Raw genomic sequence first — 19,251 nt, forward strand, 5'->3', positions numbered from 1 at the left:
CAATCGGCTAGGCTCTGAAAATCCGTAACCTCACCCTCTCGAAGGAGCCCATGCATCCCGACCGGCCCACGTGGACACCCCCGGCCCGCGATCCGGCCCAGCCGGAGGAGCCCGCGCAGGTGCGCCGCATTCTCCGGCTCTTCCGCCCCTACCGGGGCCGGCTGGCCGTCGTCGGCCTGCTCGTCGCCGCCTCGTCGCTCGTCGCCGTCGCCTCCCCGTTCATGCTCCGGGAGATCCTCGACACCGCCATCCCGCAGGGGCGTACGGGACTGCTGAGCCTGCTCGCCCTCGGCATGATCCTGACCGCCGTGGTGACGAGCGTCTTCGGCGTGCTCCAGACCCTGATCTCCACGACGGTCGGCCAGCGCGTCATGCACGACCTGCGCACCGCCGTCTACGCCCAGCTCCAGCGCATGCCGCTCGCCTTCTTCACCAGGACCCGCACCGGCGAGGTGCAGTCCCGTATCGCCAACGACATCGGCGGCATGCAGGCGACGGTGACCTCCACCGCGACCTCGCTCGTCTCGAACCTCACCGCGGTCGTGGCCACGGTCGTCGCCATGCTGGCCCTCGACTGGCGACTGACCGTCGTCTCCCTCCTCCTGCTGCCGGTCTTCGTGTGGATCAGCCGCCGGGTCGGCCGCGAGCGCAAGAAGATCACCACGCAGCGGCAGAAACAGATGGCCTCCATGGCCGCCACCGTCACCGAGTCGCTGTCGGTCAGCGGCATCCTGCTCGGCCGCACCATGGGCCGCGCCGACTCCCTCACCAAGTCCTTCGCCGACGAGTCCGAGCGCCTCGTCGACCTCGAGGTGCGCTCCAACATGGCGGGGCGCTGGCGGATGTCCACCATCGGCATCGTGATGGCCGCCATGCCCGCCGTCATCTACTGGGCGGCCGGCCTGACCATGCAGACCGGCGGGGCAGCGGTCTCCCTCGGTACGCTCGTCGCCTTCGTATCGCTCCAGCAGGGCCTGTTCCGGCCGGCCGTGAGCCTCCTGTCGACCGGTGTGCAGATGCAGACCTCGCTCGCGCTCTTCCAGCGGATCTTCGAGTATCTCGACCTGCCGGTGGACATCACCGAGCCCGACAAGCCGGTCCGGCTGGAGAAGATCCGCGGCGAAGTTCGCTTCGACGACGTGCACTTCACGTACGACGAGAAGGCCGGCCCCACGCTCACCGGAATCGACGTCACGGTCCCGGCGGGCGGCAGCCTGGCGGTCGTCGGACCGACGGGCTCCGGCAAGAGCACCCTCAGCTATCTGGTGCCCCGGCTGTACGACGTGACGGACGGCGGCGTCACCCTCGACGGCGTCGACGTGCGCGACCTGGACTTCGACACGCTGGCCCGCGCCGTCGGCGTGGTCTCCCAGGAGACGTACCTCTTCCACGCCTCCGTCGCCGAGAACCTGCGCTTCGCCAAGCCGGACGCGACCGACGAGGAACTGCGCGCGGCCGCCGAGGCGGCGCAGATCCACGACCACATCGCCTCACTGCCCGACGGGTACAACACGCTGGTCGGTGAGCGGGGATACCGCTTCTCCGGTGGCGAGAAGCAGCGCCTGGCGATCGCCAGGACCATCCTGCGCGACCCGCCCGTCCTCATCCTCGACGAGGCGACGAGCGCGCTCGACACCCGTACGGAGCATGCCGTGCAGCAGGCCATCGACGCGCTGTCGGCGGGCCGCACGACCATCACCATCGCGCACCGGCTCTCCACGGTCAGGGACGCCGACCAGATCGTCGTCCTCGACGGCGGCAGGACCGTCGAGCGCGGCACGCACGAGGAACTGCTCGCACGGGACGGCCGGTACGCCGCCCTCGTGCGCAGGGACGCCAGGCTCTCGCCCGCCGCCACCTGAGAGTCATGGGTGGTGACGCGACAGCGCCGCCCCTCCCCCGGGACGGGGGAGAAGCGGCGCCGGGCGAGACCTCGGTCGGACCAGCCGGCCCGATTGCCGTTCTCGGCATCCCAGGAACGGCGAGTGAGGCGAGTTAGCGTGCCCACATGGAGAACGAGTCCGCACAGAAACGGCCCGCGAACAGCCCCCGTCTGACGCGCCGCGCCCGACTGCTGCTGGTCGCGGGACTGGCCGCAACAGTGGCGACCGCCGCGGTCCTGGTGCCTCTGCTGCTGCTCAGGGAGGAGAAGCGCGAGCCGCGGAGCCTGCTGATTCCGGAGGGATGGCGGTCGTCCCAGGTGTACGCCGCGGTCGACAAGGCGCTCGGCGTCGCGCCCAGAACCACCGAGAAGGCGGCGGCCGAGGCGAACCTCAACCTGCCGCGCGCGGCCAAGGGAAACCCGGAGGGATTCCTCTTCCCGGCCACCTATCCCATCGACGACAAGACGACGCCGGCGAGCCTGCTCTCGTACATGGTCAACACGGCCCGTAAGAACTTCGGCGCCACTCCCGCGTCCTACCGGAACGTCGTCATCGCCAGCATCGTGCAGGCCGAGGCCGAGACCGCCGAGGACATGAGGAAGGTCGCACGCGTCATCGACAACCGGCTGACGCGGGGCATGCTGCTCCAGATGGACTCGACGATCAATTACGCACTGAAGCGCTCGACCCTCGACACCAGCCACGCGGACACGAAGATCGACACCCCGTACAACACGTACGAGCGCGCCGGCCTGCCGCCGACCCCGATCGGCAACCCGGGCCGCCAGGCGATGGACGCGACGCTCGACCCGCCGCCGGGGGACTGGCTGTACTTCGTCACTGTCGCGCCCGGGGACACCCGCTTCACCGACAGCTACGCCGAACAGCGGAAGAACGTCGCGGAGTTCAACGCGAACCGCAAGGGCGCGAGCAAGAACGGCGGCTGACTCCTTCAGCCACCGACCTCTTCTTCAGCCGCCGACCGCGACCGGCTCCCTTTCCGTCCGCCGCTCCCTTTCCGTCCGCCGCTCCCGTTCCAGCAGCCGCATGATCCCGCGTACGGCGGCCCGCCCCGCCCGGTTGGCCCCGATGGTGCTGGCCGAAGGCCCGTAGCCCACCAGGTGGATCCGCTCGTCGCGGGTCGCCCGCGTGCCCTCCACGCGGATGCCGCCCCCCGGCTCGCGCAGCTTCAGCGGCGCCAGGTGGTCGATCGCGGCACGGAATCCGGTGGCCCACAGGATGACGTCCGCGTCGACCGTGCGTCCGTCGGCCCAGGCCACCCCGTTCGGCGTAATCCGGTCGAACATCGGCAGCCGGTCCAGCACGCCCTCCGCGCGGGCCCGCGCGACCGCCTCCGTGACGGGCAGTCCGGTCACCGACACGACGCTCTGCGGCGGCAGCCCGCGCCGCACCCGCTCGTCGACGAGCGCGACGGCGGCCCGCCCCTGCTCCTCGCCGAACGGGCCGTCGCGGAAGACCGGCGGCCGCCGCGTCACCCAGGTCGTCCGCGCCCCGGCGCCGGCGATCTCCATCAGGTGCTGTACGCCCGAGGTCCCGCCGCCCACGACGACCACCCGCTGCCTGGCGAATTCCCGCGGACCCGGGTAGTTCGCGGTGTGCAGCTGCCGTCCGCGGAACGTCTCCTGGCCGGGGTAGCGGGGCCAGAAGGGCCGGTCCCAGGTGCCCGTGGCGTTGATCAGGGCGCGCGCCGACCAGATGCCCTGCGGGGTCTCGACGAGCAGCCGCCCGCCCTCTCCCTCACGTACGGCCGACACGTCCACGGGCCGGTGCACACGCAGGCCGAAGGTGCGCTCGTACGTCGCGAAGTATTCCCCGATGACCTCGGAGGAGGGGCGGTCGTCGTCGGCGCCCGTCAGTTCCATGCCCGGAAGTGCATGCATCCCATGGACTTTCCCGTACGTCAGCGAGGGCCACCGGAACTGCCACGCGCCGCCCGGGTGCGGGGAGTGGTCCAGCACGACGAAGTCGCGGCCGGGCTCCAGGCCCGCGCGCCGCAGGTGGTAGGCGCTGGAGAGACCGGCCTGCCCGGCACCGATCACCACGACGTCCACATCCCGCACCCCAATATTGTTCATGTTTCTACTAACGGGGCGATGGGGCCGGATCTTCCCGCCCCACGTAATCCCGTGCGATGCGGGTACGGTGCCGGAATGACCCCCGTCGAATACGTGTACCGAGTGGACGCACCCGCAGGAAGCGCCGGCTGGCACCCCCTGGGCGCCCGTTACCGGGGCACCATCACCACAGCCACCCCGCCGGAGGACGCCGAATTCGTGGCCGCGGTGGTGGTGCGTGACCTTGCGACGGAGTGGGATCACGAGGGTTCGGGTGTCCACCACGTACGCATCTGCGTATGGCGCGACGCGGAGGGCGTGGGCCCGGAGGACGCCGAATGCACGGTAGAGGTCCAGCCCGACCTGGACACCCTGCCGGGCGCGTAGACCCCACTCCTCCCACTCCTCGGACGAGCTCGTGAGACATCATGGAGGCATGTCCGACGTGTTCACCACCCGCATCCTGAACGTCACCACAGGCTCGGACGAGACCGTGGCGGACCTGACCCAGGAGTGTGAGCGCTTCCTCGAGCAGGCGGCGCGCGGCAGGGACGGCCTGCTCAACGTCTTCGTCCCGCACGCGACGGCCGGTATCGCGATCCTCGAAACGGGCGCGGGCAGCGACTCGGACCTCCTCGCGGCGCTGCACCACCTGCTCCCCGCCGACGACCGCTGGCAACACCGCCACGGCACCCCGGGCCACGGCCGCGACCACGTCCTCCCGGCCCTGGTACCACCGCACGCCACGCTGCCGGTGGTCGGCGGCCGGCTGGAACTGGGCACCTGGCAGTCCGTCTGCCTGGTCGACACCAACAAGGACAACCCCGATCGCCAGGTCAGGCTGAGCTTCCTCGGGTGACGCATGTGACGGCACAGCAGTGTCGGAATCCGGCCCGCCCCACGAAATGGCGTCTGGTTCGCCCGGGATCCGGGTTGTGGTGATCTGCGCAGGCCAGCGCGATCACGCTCGGCGTGCGCGTGCCTTGTCCGCCCATGGAGGGTCAGGGGCGGCGACGCGGACAACCAGGGTCGTCGCGCATCCCGCGACACCCGTCGGACCACCGCCGCGATCCCCGTACGCCCTGGTGAGGCCATGGTTGTGCGGGCATCGTCCAGGCGACAGCGCCCGTCCCGCAGGCTGTTACGGTCCGTCGCATGTCCCGTTCCGACACCCGCCTCCTCGACCAGCTCCGGCAGAACCCGCGCCTTGCTGAACTCGCCGCTTTTCCCTTCGACTTCGACATCGGCCGGGCGGACCACGGTGAGGATGTCCGTCTGGCATCGGGTGCGCCGCTGGTGGGGATCGCCGGCGACGACACCGGCGGCACCTATTTCCTCTGTGGCGACGAAGGTGTGCTGTACGCCGACTCGGAGGGGCTTGCGGGTCTGATCGCCGAAAGCATCGCCGACGCGCTGGAGTTGTTGACCGGCCTCCCCGGCTGGCGGGATCACTTGCACCTCCCGCCGGAAACCGGAGAGGAGCAAGTGTTCGCTGCGGCCCTTGAAGCGGAGGCCGATATCCGCACCTCCTACGCCCCCGGCCTCGACGCCCGCCGCGACGAACTTCTCGCGGCCCTTGGGCTGTCCCTGCGCCGCCCCACCGAGCTCTTCGTCCGGATGACACCGACCTGGCCCGTGGCTCCGCGTACACCCGCCTGGCCGCCCTGGAACGACAGGCCGGCGACCTCGACCGGGCATGGACGTCGATGCAACGTGCGCTCACCGTCCTCGACGGCCCGTCGGCCCCGACGCCAGGTTCCGACCGGCCTGCACTCTTCGACATCGAGCCCGCCCGTGCCGACGGCGACTGGCGAGACACGGCCATTGCCCTCGCCCTCACCGAGGAGCACTTCCTGCTCGCACGTTCAGCCGCCGACTCCTGCAATTCTGCCCTCGCCCACCAGACCCTCATCACCGGCATGGCTCTTCTCGGCACAGTCCACCGCCGACCGCCGATCCTGTACCGCGCGGCCCACGCCGCCGCGCGGTCCTGCGGCGACGGGGACCTGACGGCCCGTTACGCGGACCTCCTGGCCCAGGAGGAGCAGCGCAGCGCCGAGTTTCCATACGATGTGGGTGAGGACAACGACTGATCCCAGCAATCACATACCTTCTGATCAGGTCAGGACTGACGCGTGGGCCCGCTCACGTCCGGTGTTCCTCGGGTAGCGCCTTCGGCCGCGACTGCAGGGCTGGTGTCCGGCGACCTCCAGGCCTGTCTGCTGTCTCCTACGGCAGTCCGAGCAGAGCCAGGGACAGGGTGCGCAGGCGCGGAGCGCGATCAGGGCCTGCGGCCCCGCGCGGTGTGCCGCCGGAGAGGATTTCGGCGCGTGAGAGAACGCCGCTCAGCCGGCGGTCGGCGGTCGGCGGTCGGCAGACGATGTGGCGGTCGCATACCGCCCGGCGTTCCGGGAAGGGGGCAGCGATCTCGGTGGCGTTGGGGTCGGCCACCGCCACGTCCACGTTGTCGGCGGAGTCACGGCAGGACATCGTTGCCGGAGCCGGTGTGCGTCAACGGTTCACGGACGGCGTGGGGTTCGCTCGGGCCATGGCGCTCCAGCGGGCGCGTTCCTCCTGGTGGAAGCCGTTTCTCGTGGCGTTGGCGACGGCGGCTGCCGCTTTGGTGGCCTTCACGTCGGCCTGGCTGTTGTGGGCGAGGAGGGTGAGCGGCCAGGTGGGCTCATGAGGTTCGGCGCCGTCGAAGGGATGCCAGTTCCATGGGTCGTCGAAGTTACAGGGCCGGCCGGCGGCGTCCGCGACCTCGTCGCCGGGCTCGAGGAAGGCGTAGGGGCGGAAGACCAGGTCGAAGGTAAGCGGAATATCATCGTCAGGGTCGAAGCTTTCGCCTTGTTCCTCCAGGCGGGAATCGTACGAGCGGCCCACGAACAGAACGACCACTTCCGGCGGGGGCGCGGCAGCCGGCCGGTCTCCTGGGGCGGGTCGTAGTGGGCGACGTCGATGACGTGGACAAGAGTCGGCGGGATGCCGACGCGGCACATGTCGCCGACGGCGAGTCGACCGGGCGCCGGGTCGCAGGTTGAGGCCCGCCCGACGCGAACGCGTCGGAACAGAACTCCGCACTGTACTTCGAGCGCCGCGCCACAGGGATCTGCACCTTCCGGTGCCGGCCCTGGTGGCGGAGGGCGAGTCCAGCGCGGCGGTCGCCCCGCCAACTGGCGTCCCCGAGGCTGCCGTGGGCATGCACCTCAGCAGGTGCCCGGTATAGGTGAGCTGTAGCACCCTCCAGAAGGCTGGGCCGAGCCCGCGAATCCCCTCGCAGGCAGTGGAACCCCCCACCCTTGCCGGAGGCTCTTGATGCGCAGCCGTCGTGTTACGTCGTCCCTCGCCGCAGCCCTCGCCCTGCCCCTCGCGCTCGGCCTGGCGGCGTCCCCCGCCAACGCCGCGCCCGCCGACAAGCCACAGGTTCTGAGCAATTTCACCCAGACCAGCGCCAGCAGCTACAACGTCTGGGCGGCCGCCCGCGACAACCAGGGCTCCTGGAGCGCGTACGGCTTCGACTGGTCCACGGACTACTGCACCACATCGCCGGACAACCCCTTCGGCTTCCCGTTCCAGAACGCGTGCGCCCGCCACGACTTCGGCTACCGCAACTACAAGGCAGCCGGAACCTTCAGCAGCAACAAGGCCCGCCTGGATGATGCCTTCTACGCGGACCTCAAGCGGGTCTGCTCCGCGTACTCGGGCGTCAAGAAGACCTCCTGCGACGCAGCCGCATGGACGTACTACCAGGCCGTTGACAAGTTCGGCTTCTCGGCGGCGGTAGACGCCGCGGCAGACACCAGAGCGTAGTCGGCGCACGGTTGTCTACCGCGCCCTCTCCCACTCCCTGGAGGATGAGTGATCAGCAGGAATGCCCACAAGTTGAGAAGATGCCTCGTCGCCCTGGCCACGGCCGGTGTGGTGACAGGCATCGCGGGAGCGCCGGCCGCCGCGGCAGCCAACGGCTGGGAGGACGTCCCGGACCCCGCCACCGCCACCTGGGTCGATGACTACCTACCCGTCGACGGCGACACCGCCTTCGCACGGGGCGGGATTTACTACGGGGGCGATCCGGGCGGCGGTGAGGTCTCCAGTTACTGGCTGTACGAGGGTAAGACCAGGACCCAGCTGCCCAAGCCGGCCGATCAGCCGGACAGCAGCATCTGGGCGGCCACTTCAGACAAGGACTTCTGGGTCGTGGGGAACAACTACGACCATTCCTCGCAGGTGAGCCACTGGAACGGCTCGGTCTGGCAGAAGCGCAACCCGGCCGACCGAACCGCGACGTTCCATGACGTCCAGGCCGTCTCTGCCGACAACGTCTGGGCGGTGGGCACCACCACCCAGGCCGGCGCCACCGCGCTGCCCGCGACGGTCGGCCACTGGAACGGCTCCGCGTGGAAGATCGCCAAGTTGCCCCAGCCGGCAGGCGGCAGGACCACGCTCACTTCCGTGCACGTGAACTCCGCGACCGACATCTGGGCGGCCGGCCAGACGTGCACGGACGTGAAGGGCACCAACTGCCTCGGTTACGTGACCCGTTATGACGGGTCGGCCTGGAAGCAGGTGGCCCTTCCTGCGGGCATCAGAGCCTTGTCCGAAATCACCGGCCACGGCACCGATGAAATATGGGCCGCAGGAGGCACCGCTGTCCTGCGCTGGAACGGCACGACGTGGAGCCGTGCGGACGTAACGGCCCCCGGTGCCGTATCCGTTACGGAACTGACGTGGGTCAACGGCAAGCTGCACGCCGGCCTGGTCGTCGAGGGCTACAACGGGAGTTCCGGAATCGTGAAGTGGAACGGCCGGTCCTGGGACCAGGTGCCCAACCCGATCGACGATCCGGGGTACGTCAGCTACATCAACGTCTTCCGTCTGACCGGCGCCCCCGACGGCACACTGTGGGCATCGGCCCACTACACGGAGTTTTGGTCCAATTCCCAGTACTCCGTCAAACTGCCGCCCCTGACAGCTGTTTGACGTTCCGCCAGGCCGCGAGCAGTTTATGCAGGCGCTCGGCTGGGGTTTCGCAGCCGAGCGCTTTGCCGCGCTGTCAGGGGCTCGCCGGCCCGAACCAGCCACTACAAACGACGAGGCCGCAGCCCCTAGAACTGCGGCCTCGTCACCTCAACCGCAGGTGCAGTACCGGAATCCAAGTATCCGCTGCCGGTGGGGCCTTCGGTGGTTCTCATATTGCTTGACAGCCGTCCAGGTCGTGGGCAAGTCTCGCCGTACGGATTCCTCCAGGATCAGAGGTGGGTAATGGTCGGCGGCGACGAGCTCTTGGCTGTGCTGGCTGCCGTCGGGCACCCGCAGCGCTTGAGGGTCATCGCCGAGCTCGCCCACGGCCGGATGTACGTCAGCGAGCTGGCCCGCCGTCTCGAAATATCCCGCCCGCTGCTGTACTTGCATCTGGAGCGCTTGGAAAAGGTCGGGCTCGTCGCGGGCAGTCTGGATCTGTCCGACGGCGGAAAGGCGCTGAAATACTTCGAATTGCGGCCGTTCGAACTCAACGTGGACGTCAAGATGATTCTGGCGGCTGTGCAGGCAGACGAGTACCGGGGAGGTATCGGTACGGCGTCGGCCGAAGACTGGACTTCGGCCGATGGCCACGAGCCGGTCGACGCGCGGGAGCCCGACGACCCTTCCTAACCTCCCGCGACCCGGCCGACGTCGTGCCCGGCCGCTGCCGGAGCCCCGCGCTCCTCGTCCGGTGACGACCCGGACGGATCGTCCCGGCGGCGCAGCCGGGTCAGGGCCGGGGAGGTGAGCGCGGTCGTGATGAGGGCCATCAGGACCAGGATGGTGAACAGGTCCTGGCCGATCACGCCCAGCTCCAGGCCGATGTTGAGAATGACGAGTTCGGTCAGTCCGCGGCAGTTCATCAGCGCGCCCAGCGACAGCGCACTCCGCCAGTCCTGACCGCAGGCGCGGGCCGCCGCGGCGCTGCCCCCCCATTTGCCGATCACCGCGACGGCGAGCACGGCGCCGGCCCACAGCCACTGCGCAGGGTCGTCACCGAGCATGGCGATGTCGGTGCGCAGCCCCGTATGAGCGAAGAAGAGGGGCAGGAGCAGGGGGATGACCACCGTGCGCAGCCGAGAGGCGGCGTGCTCGATCTGGAGTGACTCCCGTGGCATCGCCATGCCGAAGACGAACGCGCCGAACAATGCGTGAAGGCCGATGCGGTCGGTGGCGAGCGAGGACAGGCAGAGCCCGGCGAACAGGACGACCAGGACGAGGCTGTCCTGCCCGGCGGCCGCCGAGTCCCAGCCGGGCTTCGGCGCACGGGACTTCGCCGCTCGGGCAGCCCTCGTTCCCCAGCGGGCGAGGACCGGCCGTACGACGTACAGCATGACCGTGAGGAAGACCGCCGACAAGGCGGCGGTGAGGACCGGATCCAGCGCGGAGCCGCTTTGCGTGATGGTCACGACGATCGCGAGCAGACACCACGCCATGGCGTCGTTGAAGGCCGCGCTCGCCATGGCGAGGGCGCCGAGGGGGGTGTGATAGATCCCGCGGTCGGTGAGGATACGGGCCAGCACAGGGAAGGCCGTTATGCTCAGAGCCACGGCGATGAACAGCACGAACGGCAGTCGTTCCGTGCCCTCGGGGGCGAGCGGCCCGTACATGCCGAAGGCCAGCGCGGCCCCCAGGAGCATCGGCAGGGCGATGCTGGCCTGGCTGACGGCGAGCGCTGTACGGCCGAGACCGCGCAGCGCCCCCAGGTCCAGTTCGAGGCCGATGAGGAACATGAACACCAGCAGCCCGAGCTGGCCCAGCGCGCCGGTGTAGGGGATGGCGGCCGACGGTATCAGCCAGGCCTGTGCCTCCGGCCACAGCCAGCCGAGCAGCGACGGTCCCAACAGGATGCCCGTGGCGATTTCGCCGACCACCGGAGGCTGGCCGACGCGGCGGGCGAGAGCGGCCCCGACCCGGCAGGCGACGATCACTGCAGGGATGGCGATCAGCAGGTCGGGCACTGGATCGGATGCGGACACGAGTGGCTCCTTCTGCGCGGGGAGGTCCGGTGACCGGGGCCGCCGGGCTGGGGCGGTCGGATCAGCTGTTGTGCAGGTGGCGCAGGTAGTCGTATGTGGACGGCAGCGTGTCGACGAGGTTCTGCTGCTGCTGCTTCACCAGGTCGAAGAGCGGCTCGGCGCCCGCGACCGACTCGGGTTTGTGGGCAAGCACCGGCAGCGGGGCGTCCGGTTCGAGGCCGAGGCCGGAGAAGATGCAGTAGTAACTGCCGTTCGTCCAGAAGTTTCGGAACTCCGCCTCGAAGTTGCCGTAGTACGTGCTCTCGTCGGTCACAGGGGAGTTGATGGGCAGCCCGGCCCGGTACGCGGCGATCTTCTCCCGGATGTTGTCCGGCAGCGTGAGCTTTTTATTCTCCCGCCAGAACGCGGTGTCGGTGCGCGGCGCGTAGTAGAAGTGGGCCTGGATGAAGTCCCGCGTGTCGTCGAACATCACCTCGATCTCGTTGTTGAAGCGGTTGACCAGCGCCTTGTTGAAGGTGCGGTCGGGGAAGTGCTTGGCGAGCTGGTAGATCGCGGCGGTGATGAAGTAGATCCCGGTGGACTCCAAGGGCTCCAGGAAGCAGGAGGAGAGGCCGATGCTGACGACGTTGTTGACCCAGGCCCTTTGGTTGCGGCCGACCCGGAAGCGCACGTGGTTGAACTTCGTCTCCTCGGGGTCGAGACCCCACAGCGCGCAAAACTCCTCGGTGGCCTCGTCCTGGGAGCTGAACCGGCTGGAGTAGACATAGCCGGTGCCGAAGCGGCCGAGCATCGGGATCTTCCACGCCCAGCCCGAGGACATGGCGATTGCGGAGGTGTACGGCTCGATGCCGTGCTTCTCGTCGTCGTGCGGGACCGCGGTGGCGACCGCGCTGTCGCACAGCAGGTGATCGCTCATGTTGATGAACGGTTCGCCGAGTGCCTGGTTGATGAGCAGGCCGCGGAAGCCCGAGCAGTCGACGAACAGGTCGGCCTCCAGTACCTGCCCCGACTTGGTGTGCAGGGCGGTGACGAAACCGCGCTCGTCCTGCTCCACGCGGGTCATCTCGTCCTGCACGTGGTGCACGCCCTGTTTGCTCGTGGAGAAGCGCTGCAGGAAGTCGGCGACCAGCTGGGCGTCGAAGTGCCAGGCGTAGCGGGTGGCGGGCTTGCCGTCCATCCAGCGTGGGGCTCTGAGGGCGTCCATGACCGGTGGCTCGCGGAAACACGCGTAATCGAAGGGTTCCTGCGTACGGCCCTCGTGCTTGCGGTTGAACCAATAGTGGGACAGCGGCGTCTGGTCGTAGTCGGGGAGCAGCCCGAACGGGTGGTAGAAGTGGTCGGGCCCTCCGTTGTCGAGTGTGCGGGCCTGGGCCTCGCCGCGCCCGTCCGTACGCCAGTTGACGAAGCGGACCGCCATTTTGAAGCTCGCGTTGCACTCGCGCATCCACTCGTCCTCGGCGATACCGAGGTACTCGAAGAACGTTCGGTGCAGGTTGGGGACGGTGGCCTCACCGACGCCGATACGGGGAATCGCGGGAGCTTCGAGGACGGTGATGTCGACGGTGTCCTGGAGGGCCTTGCCCAGGTAGGCGGCGGTCATCCAGCCGGCTGTACCACCCCCGAGGATCACGACCTTCTGGATCCGGTTGTCGGTGCTGCGCATATGCGGACTCTCTTCTTCCGGAGCGGTCGGCGCTGAAGTCCACTCAGGGTCGGAGGGCGCCCTATCACGGGCCTATAGGTGCTCAAAGCAAGCAACTCCTTTGCTGCGGCCGCCAGTTCGCCCACCGCTGCGTCGGAGTACGCGCGACGCGCCTATAGGACGGGTATAGGCGGCGGCCGGATCATGCGGACGCACGTCCCGTCCCACGAGCGAATTCGAGTGACTGCGAGCGAGGAGCACCCCGGTATGACTGCGACCAGTGGCCGCTTCCGCACGACGGGCGCCGTCCACGTCTGGCACGGCCGGGCGGGCGACCGGCTCCTGCCGCTTGACGCGGCGTTGCTCAGTGACGACGAACTGCGCCTGGTCCGCAGCAGGTCCGGTCGCCAGGCGGCCGCGGCGCACTACGCGGGCGCGCACGCGGCGGTCCGCCGCATCCTCGGTGGCCACTACCTGGGCGTACCGCCCGAGGCCGTACGGTTCGGCCGGCATGCCTGTCCGCGCTGCGGCGACCTGGGACACGGACGGCCCCGGATCGTGGGCCCGGTCACCGTTCTCGACTTCAGCCTCTCCCGGTCGGGACCGTACTGGCTGCTCGCCGTGACGGCAGGGACACGGGTGGGTGCAGACATCGAACAGCGCACCGGAATCGACCGCATCATCGAGGACGCGCTGACTGACGACGAGCTCGCGCGGATGCTGAGCACGGATCCGCTCGAGGAGCGGCAGAAGCTGTTCTACCGGGCCTGGACCCGCAAGGAAGCGGTGCTCAAGGCGTGCGGTGTCGGTGTCGTCGCGGATCTGCGGGCTCTGGACGTGTCGCCCGCCGAAGCAGGGCCGGTGACCGTCGAGCACACGGAACCGGCTGTCGCCGGACGGTGGCATGTGCAGGACCTCGGCCTGCCACCCGGCCTCTCCGGCGCGCTGGCCCAGGAGGCCGGGAGCGTCCGGTCCGTGGTGCTGCGTGAGCAGGACGGCGTGTCGGCCGCGCACGGCGCGGGCCGCGCATAGGGCGGGTGCGAAGGCTGGCGGCGACTGCGGCGTGAGCGCCCTCGGGACCGTGCCTGGCGCCGGCTGCACTCTCGGTGCCGACGGCGTGAACAGCGTCCGTTCTGCTCCGCTGCGGGAAGCTGGAACAGCTGCCGGTGCCCGCCGTTCACCGAGAGCCGGGGCATCTACGGCGACGGCCGCGGCGACGACCCCGGCCATCGTACGGTCCGTTGCTGGCCGGCGGGCAGGCCAGGCACCGTCACCGAACGGTCGGCTTGCCCGTCGGCAGCCGGATCGGCCCGATGCCGGCTGCCTCGGCCGGGGCGACCACCGTCCTGCTTGCAGGTGACAAGAGGAATGAGTACCTGCTAACGTTTCTTGGCATGTGCTGGGTACTGCTATGAAGAGGCCTCTGCCAACCGGGGACGAGTTGGTGCTGATGTTGGCGACCTTGGCCAACCCTCACCGTCTGCGGGTCGTGGCGGTGCTGGCCGGCGGGCGTAAGTACGTGAGCCAGTTGGCTCGGGACATGGGGATCAGCCGAGCGCTGCTCCAGGTCCACCTGAAGAAGCTGGAGACGGCAGGGCTCGTGTCGGCGCAGCTGGAGATCTCACCCGATGGGAAAGCGATGAAGTTCTACGAGGTGACCCCCTTCGCGGTCTACCTGACGCCGGATTCGATCGCGGCCGTGATGCCGACTCTGACCAGCGCGCCTCAGCGTGACGGGAAGGGGACTGTCTGATGAGCGAGACCGACTGGCAGGAAGTCATCGGCGTCATGGGCGCCTTCGTTCTGGTCACTGCGGTGGTCACCATGATCATTTGGCAGTTCGGGTCCACCTGGCGTGCCAAGGCCTTGCTGGCGCGCGAGCAGGAGTACCGCAAGCTGGCCGAGCAGGCCGTCGTCGCCCAACAGGAGACCGAACGCCAATTGGCTGGGCTGCGGGAGCGGATGGAATCAATGGAGCGGATTCTCAAGGAAGTTGAGTGAGTTCCTAAGCGCCCAGGCGCGTGAGTCATTAAGCGCGCGAGCGCGTAGGCAAGCAAGTGACTGGGCCGCCGAGCGGCAACTCGACGGCCCAGATTCGGAAGGCATGTCCCTCGCTGTTGGCGAGTTTTCCCTGGAAACGCTCCTCCATGTTAAGGAGAGCAGTTTATGCTGCGCAAAGGCAAGTCGAACCACACTCCTCCCGATAAGGGAAGGCCGGACGCACCGCTCACCTCCGATTCCGGACGGCCCGCCCGTGGTGGGATCGTGGAGACCGTCGCCGGATGGTCGGTCCGGCACCGGGCCCTGGCGATCACCGGCTGGCTGGCCCTGGTTGTCGTCGCCGTACTGTCCAGCACGCTGATCAGCGGACACGACGCCCGCTCCACCGACCCCGGCGGCGCCGGCAAGGCGCAGCAGATCGTGCGCGCCCAGGACGACGGCGACTCCATCCGCGAGAACGTACTGATTCAGTCACGCGAGGCCGACGGCCCGCAGTTCACGGAGAGCCCCCGGCTCCGGTCGGCTGCCGAGGAATTGGTGCTGGCGCTGCGCGGCACCGGCGAAGCGGTCCGTGACATCGGTTCACCGCTGGACGGCAACAGCGAGCGCTGGGTGTCGGACGACGGCCGGTCAGGCCTGGTGACCTTCGAGATCTCCGGGCCCATCGAGAAGCAGAAGCAGCACTACACCGCGGTGGTCGACGCGGTGAAGAAGGTGCAGGACAGCCATCCGCAGGTGCGGATCGTGCAGGCTGGAGACCGCAGCCTGAACGCGGTGGTCGACGACGCGATCAAGGACGACTTCAAGCGCGCCGAGGTCACTTCGCTGCCCCTCACCCTGGTGATCCTGCTCGTCGTCTTCGGTTCGCTGATCGCCGCGGGCATCCCCCTGCTCCTCTCCGCGACGGCGGTGGTCGCCACCTTCGGCCTCCTCCAGACCATCGGCAAGGTGGTGCCGGTCAACAGCGCCGCCTCCTCCATCGTGCTGCTCATCGGCATGGCGGTCGGCATCGACTACTCGCTGTTCTATCTGCGCAGGGAACGGGAGGAACGGCACGCGGGACGCGACACCCACCAGGCGCTCGCGATCGCGGCTCGCACGTCGGGCCACGCCGTGGTGGTGTCCGGGATCACCGTGATGGTCTGTGTGTGCGGCCTCCTGTTCAGCGGGCTCGACGTCTTCAAGGGTCTGACCGCCGGCACCGTGGTGGTCGTGGGCCTGACGGTGATCGGTTCCGTCACTGTGCTGCCGGCGCTGCTCGCCGCCCTGGGACACCGCATCGACAAGGCCCGTGTCCCGTGGCTCGGCCGACGCAGGACGGTGGCGCGCGAGTCCCGCACGTGGTCCTCGGTGGCCCGTACGGTGGTACGTCGCCCCGCGCTCACGGGCGGCATCGCCGCGCTGGTACTGGTGGCCATGGCGCTGCCCGCGCTCGGCATGCGACTCCAGGACCCGGCCACCACCGACAGCCTGCCGCGCAGTGTCGCACCGGTGGACGCCGCGGTGCGTATGAACGACGCCTTCCCCGGCGCGGCGAGCCCGGCGCGCGTCGCGATCAGCACCAAGGACGGCACGAGCGCCGACACCCCCGCCCTGCGGGAGGCGATCGACGTCCTGCACAAGGAGGCGGCCACTCCGGGCAACGGGATCGCGGAGCCGATCACGGCGGTGCCGGTCGGGGACGCGATGGTGGTGCGCGTACCGCTCGTCGGCAAGGGCACCGACGACACGTCCAACCGGTCTCTGGAGAAGCTGAGGGACACGGTGCTGCCCGCGGCCCTCGGCAATATGGAGGGACTCGACTACGCGGTCGGAGGAAAGACGGCGCAGCCGTACGACTTCGCCAAACAGCTCAACAGCCGCACCGCCGCTGTCTTCGTCTTCATCCTGGCGCTGGCCTTCGTCCTGCTGGTCATCGCCTTCCGCTCCTGGTCCATTTCGCTGGTGTCGATCCTGCTCAACCTGCTCTCCATCGGCGCGGCCTACGGCGTACTGACCTGGGTGTTCCAGGAAGGACACCTGGGGTCGCTGCTCGGCTTCACTTCCTACGGAGGAGTGGTCGCCTGGCTGCCGCTGTTCATGTTCGTCATCCTGTTCGGCCTGAGCATGGACTACCACATCTTCATCCTCAGCCGGATCAAGGAGCGCTGGACGAACGGCGCGACATCGCGCGACGCGATCGTCGGCGGCATCAGCAGCAGCGCCGGTGTGGTGACCAGCGCGGCCGTCATCATGACGGCCGTGTTCACGGTGTTCGTCAGCCTCACCGCCATCGAGTACAAGATGATGGGCATCGGGATGGCGGTGGCCATTCTCATCGATGCCACCATCGTCCGAGGAGTGCTCCTTCCGGCCGCCATGGCCCTGCTCGGTGACCGCGCCTGGTCCGCCTCCCAGGGCAGGCGCGGACGCCCGGCGGCGCGGCATACCGCGGCGCCGGGCCCCGAACCGGTACGTCCCGTCAGTCAATCCCCCGTGCAGTAGGACGGGACGTACCTCAACCTCCTTACCTCCTCGCCGCCCCGCGAGGGGTAATACGGCGCTCAGGCCCGGGAGTTCGGCAACCGCCGGCTCCCGGGCCTGAGCGCGTTGTGTCCATTCAGTGGCGCCCGTTCAGCGGCCTTGCCCGCCCTCGCTGTTCGCGCATAGCTGCGATATAGCCGAAGTATCGGGTCCGCGAGAAAACTGCAGACGTTGATCGCAGTGCATTCGAGGAATACGGAATCTCCGTCTCTCACGTGAGGATTTCTGATGGCCGAAGAGCGGGACGACGACCAGACCTACCACGTCGTGGTCAATGACGAAGAGCAGTACTCGATCTGGTGGGCCGACCGCGAGCTGCCTGCGGGGTGGCGCGCCGAAGGCACCACCGGGTCGCGCGCGGAGTGCCTTGAGCACATTGGCGAGGTATGGACGGATATGCGTCCGCTGAGCTTGCGCCGACGCATGGAAAAGCAGGCAGCTCACTGATTTTCCGGCCGAAGAGCGACGCCGGTTGAAGAACAGTGATCAATGTCCCACATCGAGTTGGCTACGCAGTAACGGTGGCAGGAGGAGCAACGCAGATGAGCGCCGGGAACAACGAGCGAAACGCCAGCGTCGACGTTCTTCGGGAGGAGCTCCTCCGCCGGCGGCTCAGCGGGGCGTCGTCGCGCGGCAGCCGGCCGGGGATCAGCCCCGTGGACCGGTCGGCCCCGCTGCGCCTGTCGCACGGGCAGCAGCAGATGTGGTTCCTCAACCGGCTCGAACCTGGCAGCGCCGAATATCTGGTGCCGTTCGCGTTCCGGATGCGAGGAGCGCTGGACGTCGCGGCGCTGCGCCGGGCCTGGACGGAGCTGACCGTCCGCCACGAGATCCTGCGCACCCGGTACGCGCTGTCCGGCACCGAGCCGGTGCAGATCATCGACGATGCCGTTGCCGAAGCGGACCTCCCTTTGGCCGAGTACCCGGGCAACGGGGCGCTCGACGCACCGGGCTGGGCGTCCGGTCTGGTCGCCCAGGAGGCCGTCACCCCCTTCGATGTGGAGCAGGAATGGCCCGCCCGAGCGCGACTGATACGCCTGGCGCCGGACGACCACATCCTCACCGTGGTCTTCCACCACATCGCCTTCGACGCCTGGTCCACTCGCGTCTTCGGCAGCGAACTCGCCGCCCTGTACTCCGCGTTCCGCGAAGGGCACCCCTCGCCGCTCTCCGAACTCCCGGTGCAGTACGCCGACTACGCGGCCTGGCAGCGCCACGAGGTCTCCGGTGACGCCCTGTCCCGGCACCTGGACTACTGGCGCGGGCAGCTCGCGGACATGGCACCCGTCGACCTGCCGGCGGACCGGCCGAGGCCCGCGTTCCGTAGCCACGAAGGAGCGGAGGTCGCCTTCACGCTGTCCGCGCACCTGTCCACCGCCGTACGGGACATCGCCCGGCGCCACGACACCACGCCCTTCGTCGTGCTGCTCTCGGCCTTCCAGGCGCTGGTCGGCCGCTACACGGGCCGGCGCGACGTACCGGTCGGTACGACCGTGTCGGGCCGTACCCACCCCCAGCTGGACAGGCTGATCGGCTACGGCATCAACAGCCTGGTGATGCGCGGGCGCTGGGAGGGCGACCCGAGCTTCTCCGACCTGGTCTCGCGCGCCCGCGCCACGCTCATCGACGCGTACGACCACCAGGCCGTGCCGTTCGCCCAGCTGGTCGACGCCCTCCGGCCGGAACGCGACATGTCCCGTACGCCGCTTTACCAGGTGGCCATGACCATGCACCAGCGTGGTGACGGCGGACTCGACCTGCCGGGCCTGGACGTGCGGCCGTACCCGATGACGAGCCGGATCGCCAAGTGTGATCTGGAGCTCCAGATCAACGACGCGGCGGCCGGCTCCTTCGAGGGGCAGCTGGTGTACGCCGGCTCGCTCTTCGAGCGGGACACCGTCGAGCGCATGACGCGGCACTTCGTGCGTCTGCTGGAGTCCGCCGTCGCAGACTGCGCCCGCCCGCTGTCCCGGCTCGACATCCTCGACGAGGCCGAGCGGGAGTTGTTGCTGGGTGGGGGGCCGGTGGGGTCGTTGGAGGGTGTGTCGCGGTGTGTGCATGAGGTGTTTGAGGAGCGGGTGGTGGCGACGCCGGATGCTGTCGCGGTGGTTGCCGGTGGTGAGGAG

Annotated in this window: 19 protein-coding genes; 14 read left to right on the top strand and 5 right to left on the bottom strand. The window is 68.9% G+C overall.

The features are described from left to right. The first annotated feature begins 50 nt into the window (after positions 1-50). Entirely contained in the window at positions 51-1,862 is a 1,812-nt protein-coding gene (locus tag ABZX79_RS24455) for an ABC transporter ATP-binding protein (protein WP_355261480.1), read from the top strand. 146 nt (positions 1,863-2,008) lie between these two features. Then, positions 2,009-2,830, top strand: coding sequence for an endolytic transglycosylase MltG (mltG, locus tag ABZX79_RS24460; protein WP_355261483.1), 822 nt, complete (start codon positions 2,009-2,011; stop codon positions 2,828-2,830). 24 nt (positions 2,831-2,854) lie between these two features. On the opposite strand, the gene ABZX79_RS24465 is transcribed toward mltG, so the two are convergent. Continuing rightward, the gene (locus tag ABZX79_RS24465; protein WP_355261486.1) at positions 2,855-3,979 is read right to left on the bottom strand and encodes an NAD(P)-binding domain-containing protein; all 1,125 of its coding nucleotides are present in this window, start codon (positions 3,977-3,979) and stop codon (positions 2,855-2,857) included. Between the two features lie 75 nt (positions 3,980-4,054). Between ABZX79_RS24465 and ABZX79_RS24470 the strand changes: the two genes are divergently transcribed. The 3 genes from ABZX79_RS24470 (at position 4,055) to ABZX79_RS24480 (ending at position 6,051) form a co-directional block, all read left to right on the top strand. After that, positions 4,055-4,345 carry a hypothetical protein gene (locus ABZX79_RS24470; protein WP_355261489.1) on the top strand — a complete coding sequence of 97 codons (291 nt, stop codon included), beginning with the start codon at positions 4,055-4,057 and terminating at the stop codon, positions 4,343-4,345. A gap of 49 nt (positions 4,346-4,394) precedes the next feature. Then, positions 4,395-4,817, top strand: a complete 423-nt coding sequence (locus ABZX79_RS24475) for a secondary thiamine-phosphate synthase enzyme YjbQ (protein ID WP_355261492.1) — start codon at positions 4,395-4,397, stop codon at positions 4,815-4,817. Between the two features lie 847 nt (positions 4,818-5,664). Continuing rightward, on the top strand, positions 5,665-6,051 hold the full coding sequence (locus ABZX79_RS24480) for a hypothetical protein (protein ID WP_355261495.1): 387 nt from the start codon (positions 5,665-5,667) through the stop codon (positions 6,049-6,051). A gap of 136 nt (positions 6,052-6,187) precedes the next feature. On the opposite strand, the gene ABZX79_RS24485 is transcribed toward ABZX79_RS24480, so the two are convergent. Both ABZX79_RS24485 and ABZX79_RS24490 read right to left on the bottom strand, forming a co-directional pair. After that, positions 6,188-6,448: a hypothetical protein gene (locus ABZX79_RS24485; RefSeq protein WP_355261498.1), complete on the bottom strand. Its 261-nt coding sequence runs from the start codon at positions 6,446-6,448 to the stop codon at positions 6,188-6,190. Between the two features lie 21 nt (positions 6,449-6,469). Next, positions 6,470-6,856, bottom strand: coding sequence for a hypothetical protein (locus ABZX79_RS24490; protein WP_355261501.1), 387 nt, complete (start codon positions 6,854-6,856; stop codon positions 6,470-6,472). A gap of 417 nt (positions 6,857-7,273) precedes the next feature. Here ABZX79_RS24490 and ABZX79_RS24495 point away from each other — a divergent pair, with 417 nt between their 5' ends. From ABZX79_RS24495 to ABZX79_RS24505, 3 genes are all read left to right on the top strand, one after another. Further along, positions 7,274-7,768, top strand: coding sequence for a phospholipase (locus ABZX79_RS24495; RefSeq protein ID WP_355261504.1), 495 nt, complete (start codon positions 7,274-7,276; stop codon positions 7,766-7,768). A gap of 72 nt (positions 7,769-7,840) precedes the next feature. After that, positions 7,841-8,938 carry a hypothetical protein gene (locus ABZX79_RS24500; RefSeq protein ID WP_355261507.1) on the top strand — a complete coding sequence of 366 codons (1,098 nt, stop codon included), beginning with the start codon at positions 7,841-7,843 and terminating at the stop codon, positions 8,936-8,938. Positions 8,939-9,220: 282 nt separating this feature from the next. Continuing rightward, positions 9,221-9,610, top strand: a complete 390-nt coding sequence (locus ABZX79_RS24505) for a winged helix-turn-helix domain-containing protein (RefSeq protein ID WP_355261510.1) — start codon at positions 9,221-9,223, stop codon at positions 9,608-9,610. Here ABZX79_RS24505 and ABZX79_RS24510 read toward each other — a convergent pair. Together ABZX79_RS24510 and ABZX79_RS24515 are read right to left on the bottom strand one after the other, a co-directional pair. Next, positions 9,607-10,959 carry a cation:proton antiporter gene (locus tag ABZX79_RS24510; protein WP_355261513.1) on the bottom strand — a complete coding sequence of 451 codons (1,353 nt, stop codon included), beginning with the start codon at positions 10,957-10,959 and terminating at the stop codon, positions 9,607-9,609. The genes ABZX79_RS24505 and ABZX79_RS24510 overlap by 4 nt on opposite strands. A gap of 61 nt (positions 10,960-11,020) precedes the next feature. Then, positions 11,021-12,622, bottom strand: a complete 1,602-nt coding sequence (locus ABZX79_RS24515; RefSeq protein ID WP_355261516.1) for a tryptophan halogenase family protein — start codon at positions 12,620-12,622, stop codon at positions 11,021-11,023. Positions 12,623-12,868: 246 nt separating this feature from the next. Here ABZX79_RS24515 and ABZX79_RS24520 point away from each other — a divergent pair, with 246 nt between their 5' ends. From ABZX79_RS24520 to ABZX79_RS24545, 6 genes are all read left to right on the top strand, one after another. Further along, the gene (locus ABZX79_RS24520; protein ID WP_355261519.1) at positions 12,869-13,633 is read left to right on the top strand and encodes a 4'-phosphopantetheinyl transferase superfamily protein; all 765 of its coding nucleotides are present in this window, start codon (positions 12,869-12,871) and stop codon (positions 13,631-13,633) included. 430 nt (positions 13,634-14,063) lie between these two features. Next, entirely contained in the window at positions 14,064-14,354 is a 291-nt protein-coding gene (locus tag ABZX79_RS24525; protein ID WP_355261523.1) for a winged helix-turn-helix domain-containing protein, read from the top strand. After that, entirely contained in the window at positions 14,354-14,602 is a 249-nt protein-coding gene (locus ABZX79_RS24530; protein ID WP_355261525.1) for a hypothetical protein, read from the top strand. Before ABZX79_RS24525 ends, ABZX79_RS24530 begins: the two co-directional genes overlap by 1 nt. A 165-nt stretch (positions 14,603-14,767) precedes the next feature. Then, positions 14,768-17,086 carry an MMPL family transporter gene (locus ABZX79_RS24535; protein ID WP_355261528.1) on the top strand — a complete coding sequence of 773 codons (2,319 nt, stop codon included), beginning with the start codon at positions 14,768-14,770 and terminating at the stop codon, positions 17,084-17,086. A gap of 267 nt (positions 17,087-17,353) precedes the next feature. Then, positions 17,354-17,572 carry an MbtH family NRPS accessory protein gene (locus ABZX79_RS24540; protein ID WP_355261531.1) on the top strand — a complete coding sequence of 73 codons (219 nt, stop codon included), beginning with the start codon at positions 17,354-17,356 and terminating at the stop codon, positions 17,570-17,572. Between the two features lie 95 nt (positions 17,573-17,667). Further along, on the top strand, positions 17,668-19,251 hold a 1,584-nt coding region (locus ABZX79_RS24545), incomplete at its 3' end, for a condensation domain-containing protein (RefSeq protein ID WP_355261534.1).

It is taken from the genome of Streptomyces sp. NPDC002994, assembly GCF_040611155.1.
GTDB lineage: Bacteria > Actinomycetota > Actinomycetes > Streptomycetales > Streptomycetaceae > Streptomyces.

Coding starts and splice junctions, on each gene's coding strand:
- ABZX79_RS24455 (WP_355261480.1), top strand. CDS start 51: ATGCATCCCGACCGGCCCACGTGGACACCCCCGGCCCGCGATCCGGCC.
- mltG (WP_355261483.1), top strand. CDS start 2,009: ATGGAGAACGAGTCCGCACAGAAACGGCCCGCGAACAGCCCCCGTCTG.
- ABZX79_RS24465 (WP_355261486.1), bottom strand. CDS start 3,979: ATGAACAATATTGGGGTGCGGGATGTGGACGTCGTGGTGATCGGTGCC.
- ABZX79_RS24470 (WP_355261489.1), top strand. CDS start 4,055: ATGACCCCCGTCGAATACGTGTACCGAGTGGACGCACCCGCAGGAAGC.
- ABZX79_RS24475 (WP_355261492.1), top strand. CDS start 4,395: ATGTCCGACGTGTTCACCACCCGCATCCTGAACGTCACCACAGGCTCG.
- ABZX79_RS24480 (WP_355261495.1), top strand. CDS start 5,665: ATGCAACGTGCGCTCACCGTCCTCGACGGCCCGTCGGCCCCGACGCCA.
- ABZX79_RS24485 (WP_355261498.1), bottom strand. CDS start 6,448: ATGTCCTGCCGTGACTCCGCCGACAACGTGGACGTGGCGGTGGCCGAC.
- ABZX79_RS24495 (WP_355261504.1), top strand. CDS start 7,274: ATGCGCAGCCGTCGTGTTACGTCGTCCCTCGCCGCAGCCCTCGCCCTG.
- ABZX79_RS24505 (WP_355261510.1), top strand. CDS start 9,221: ATGGTCGGCGGCGACGAGCTCTTGGCTGTGCTGGCTGCCGTCGGGCAC.
- ABZX79_RS24515 (WP_355261516.1), bottom strand. CDS start 12,622: ATGCGCAGCACCGACAACCGGATCCAGAAGGTCGTGATCCTCGGGGGT.
- ABZX79_RS24520 (WP_355261519.1), top strand. CDS start 12,869: ATGACTGCGACCAGTGGCCGCTTCCGCACGACGGGCGCCGTCCACGTC.
- ABZX79_RS24530 (WP_355261525.1), top strand. CDS start 14,354: ATGAGCGAGACCGACTGGCAGGAAGTCATCGGCGTCATGGGCGCCTTC.
- ABZX79_RS24535 (WP_355261528.1), top strand. CDS start 14,768: ATGCTGCGCAAAGGCAAGTCGAACCACACTCCTCCCGATAAGGGAAGG.
- ABZX79_RS24540 (WP_355261531.1), top strand. CDS start 17,354: ATGGCCGAAGAGCGGGACGACGACCAGACCTACCACGTCGTGGTCAAT.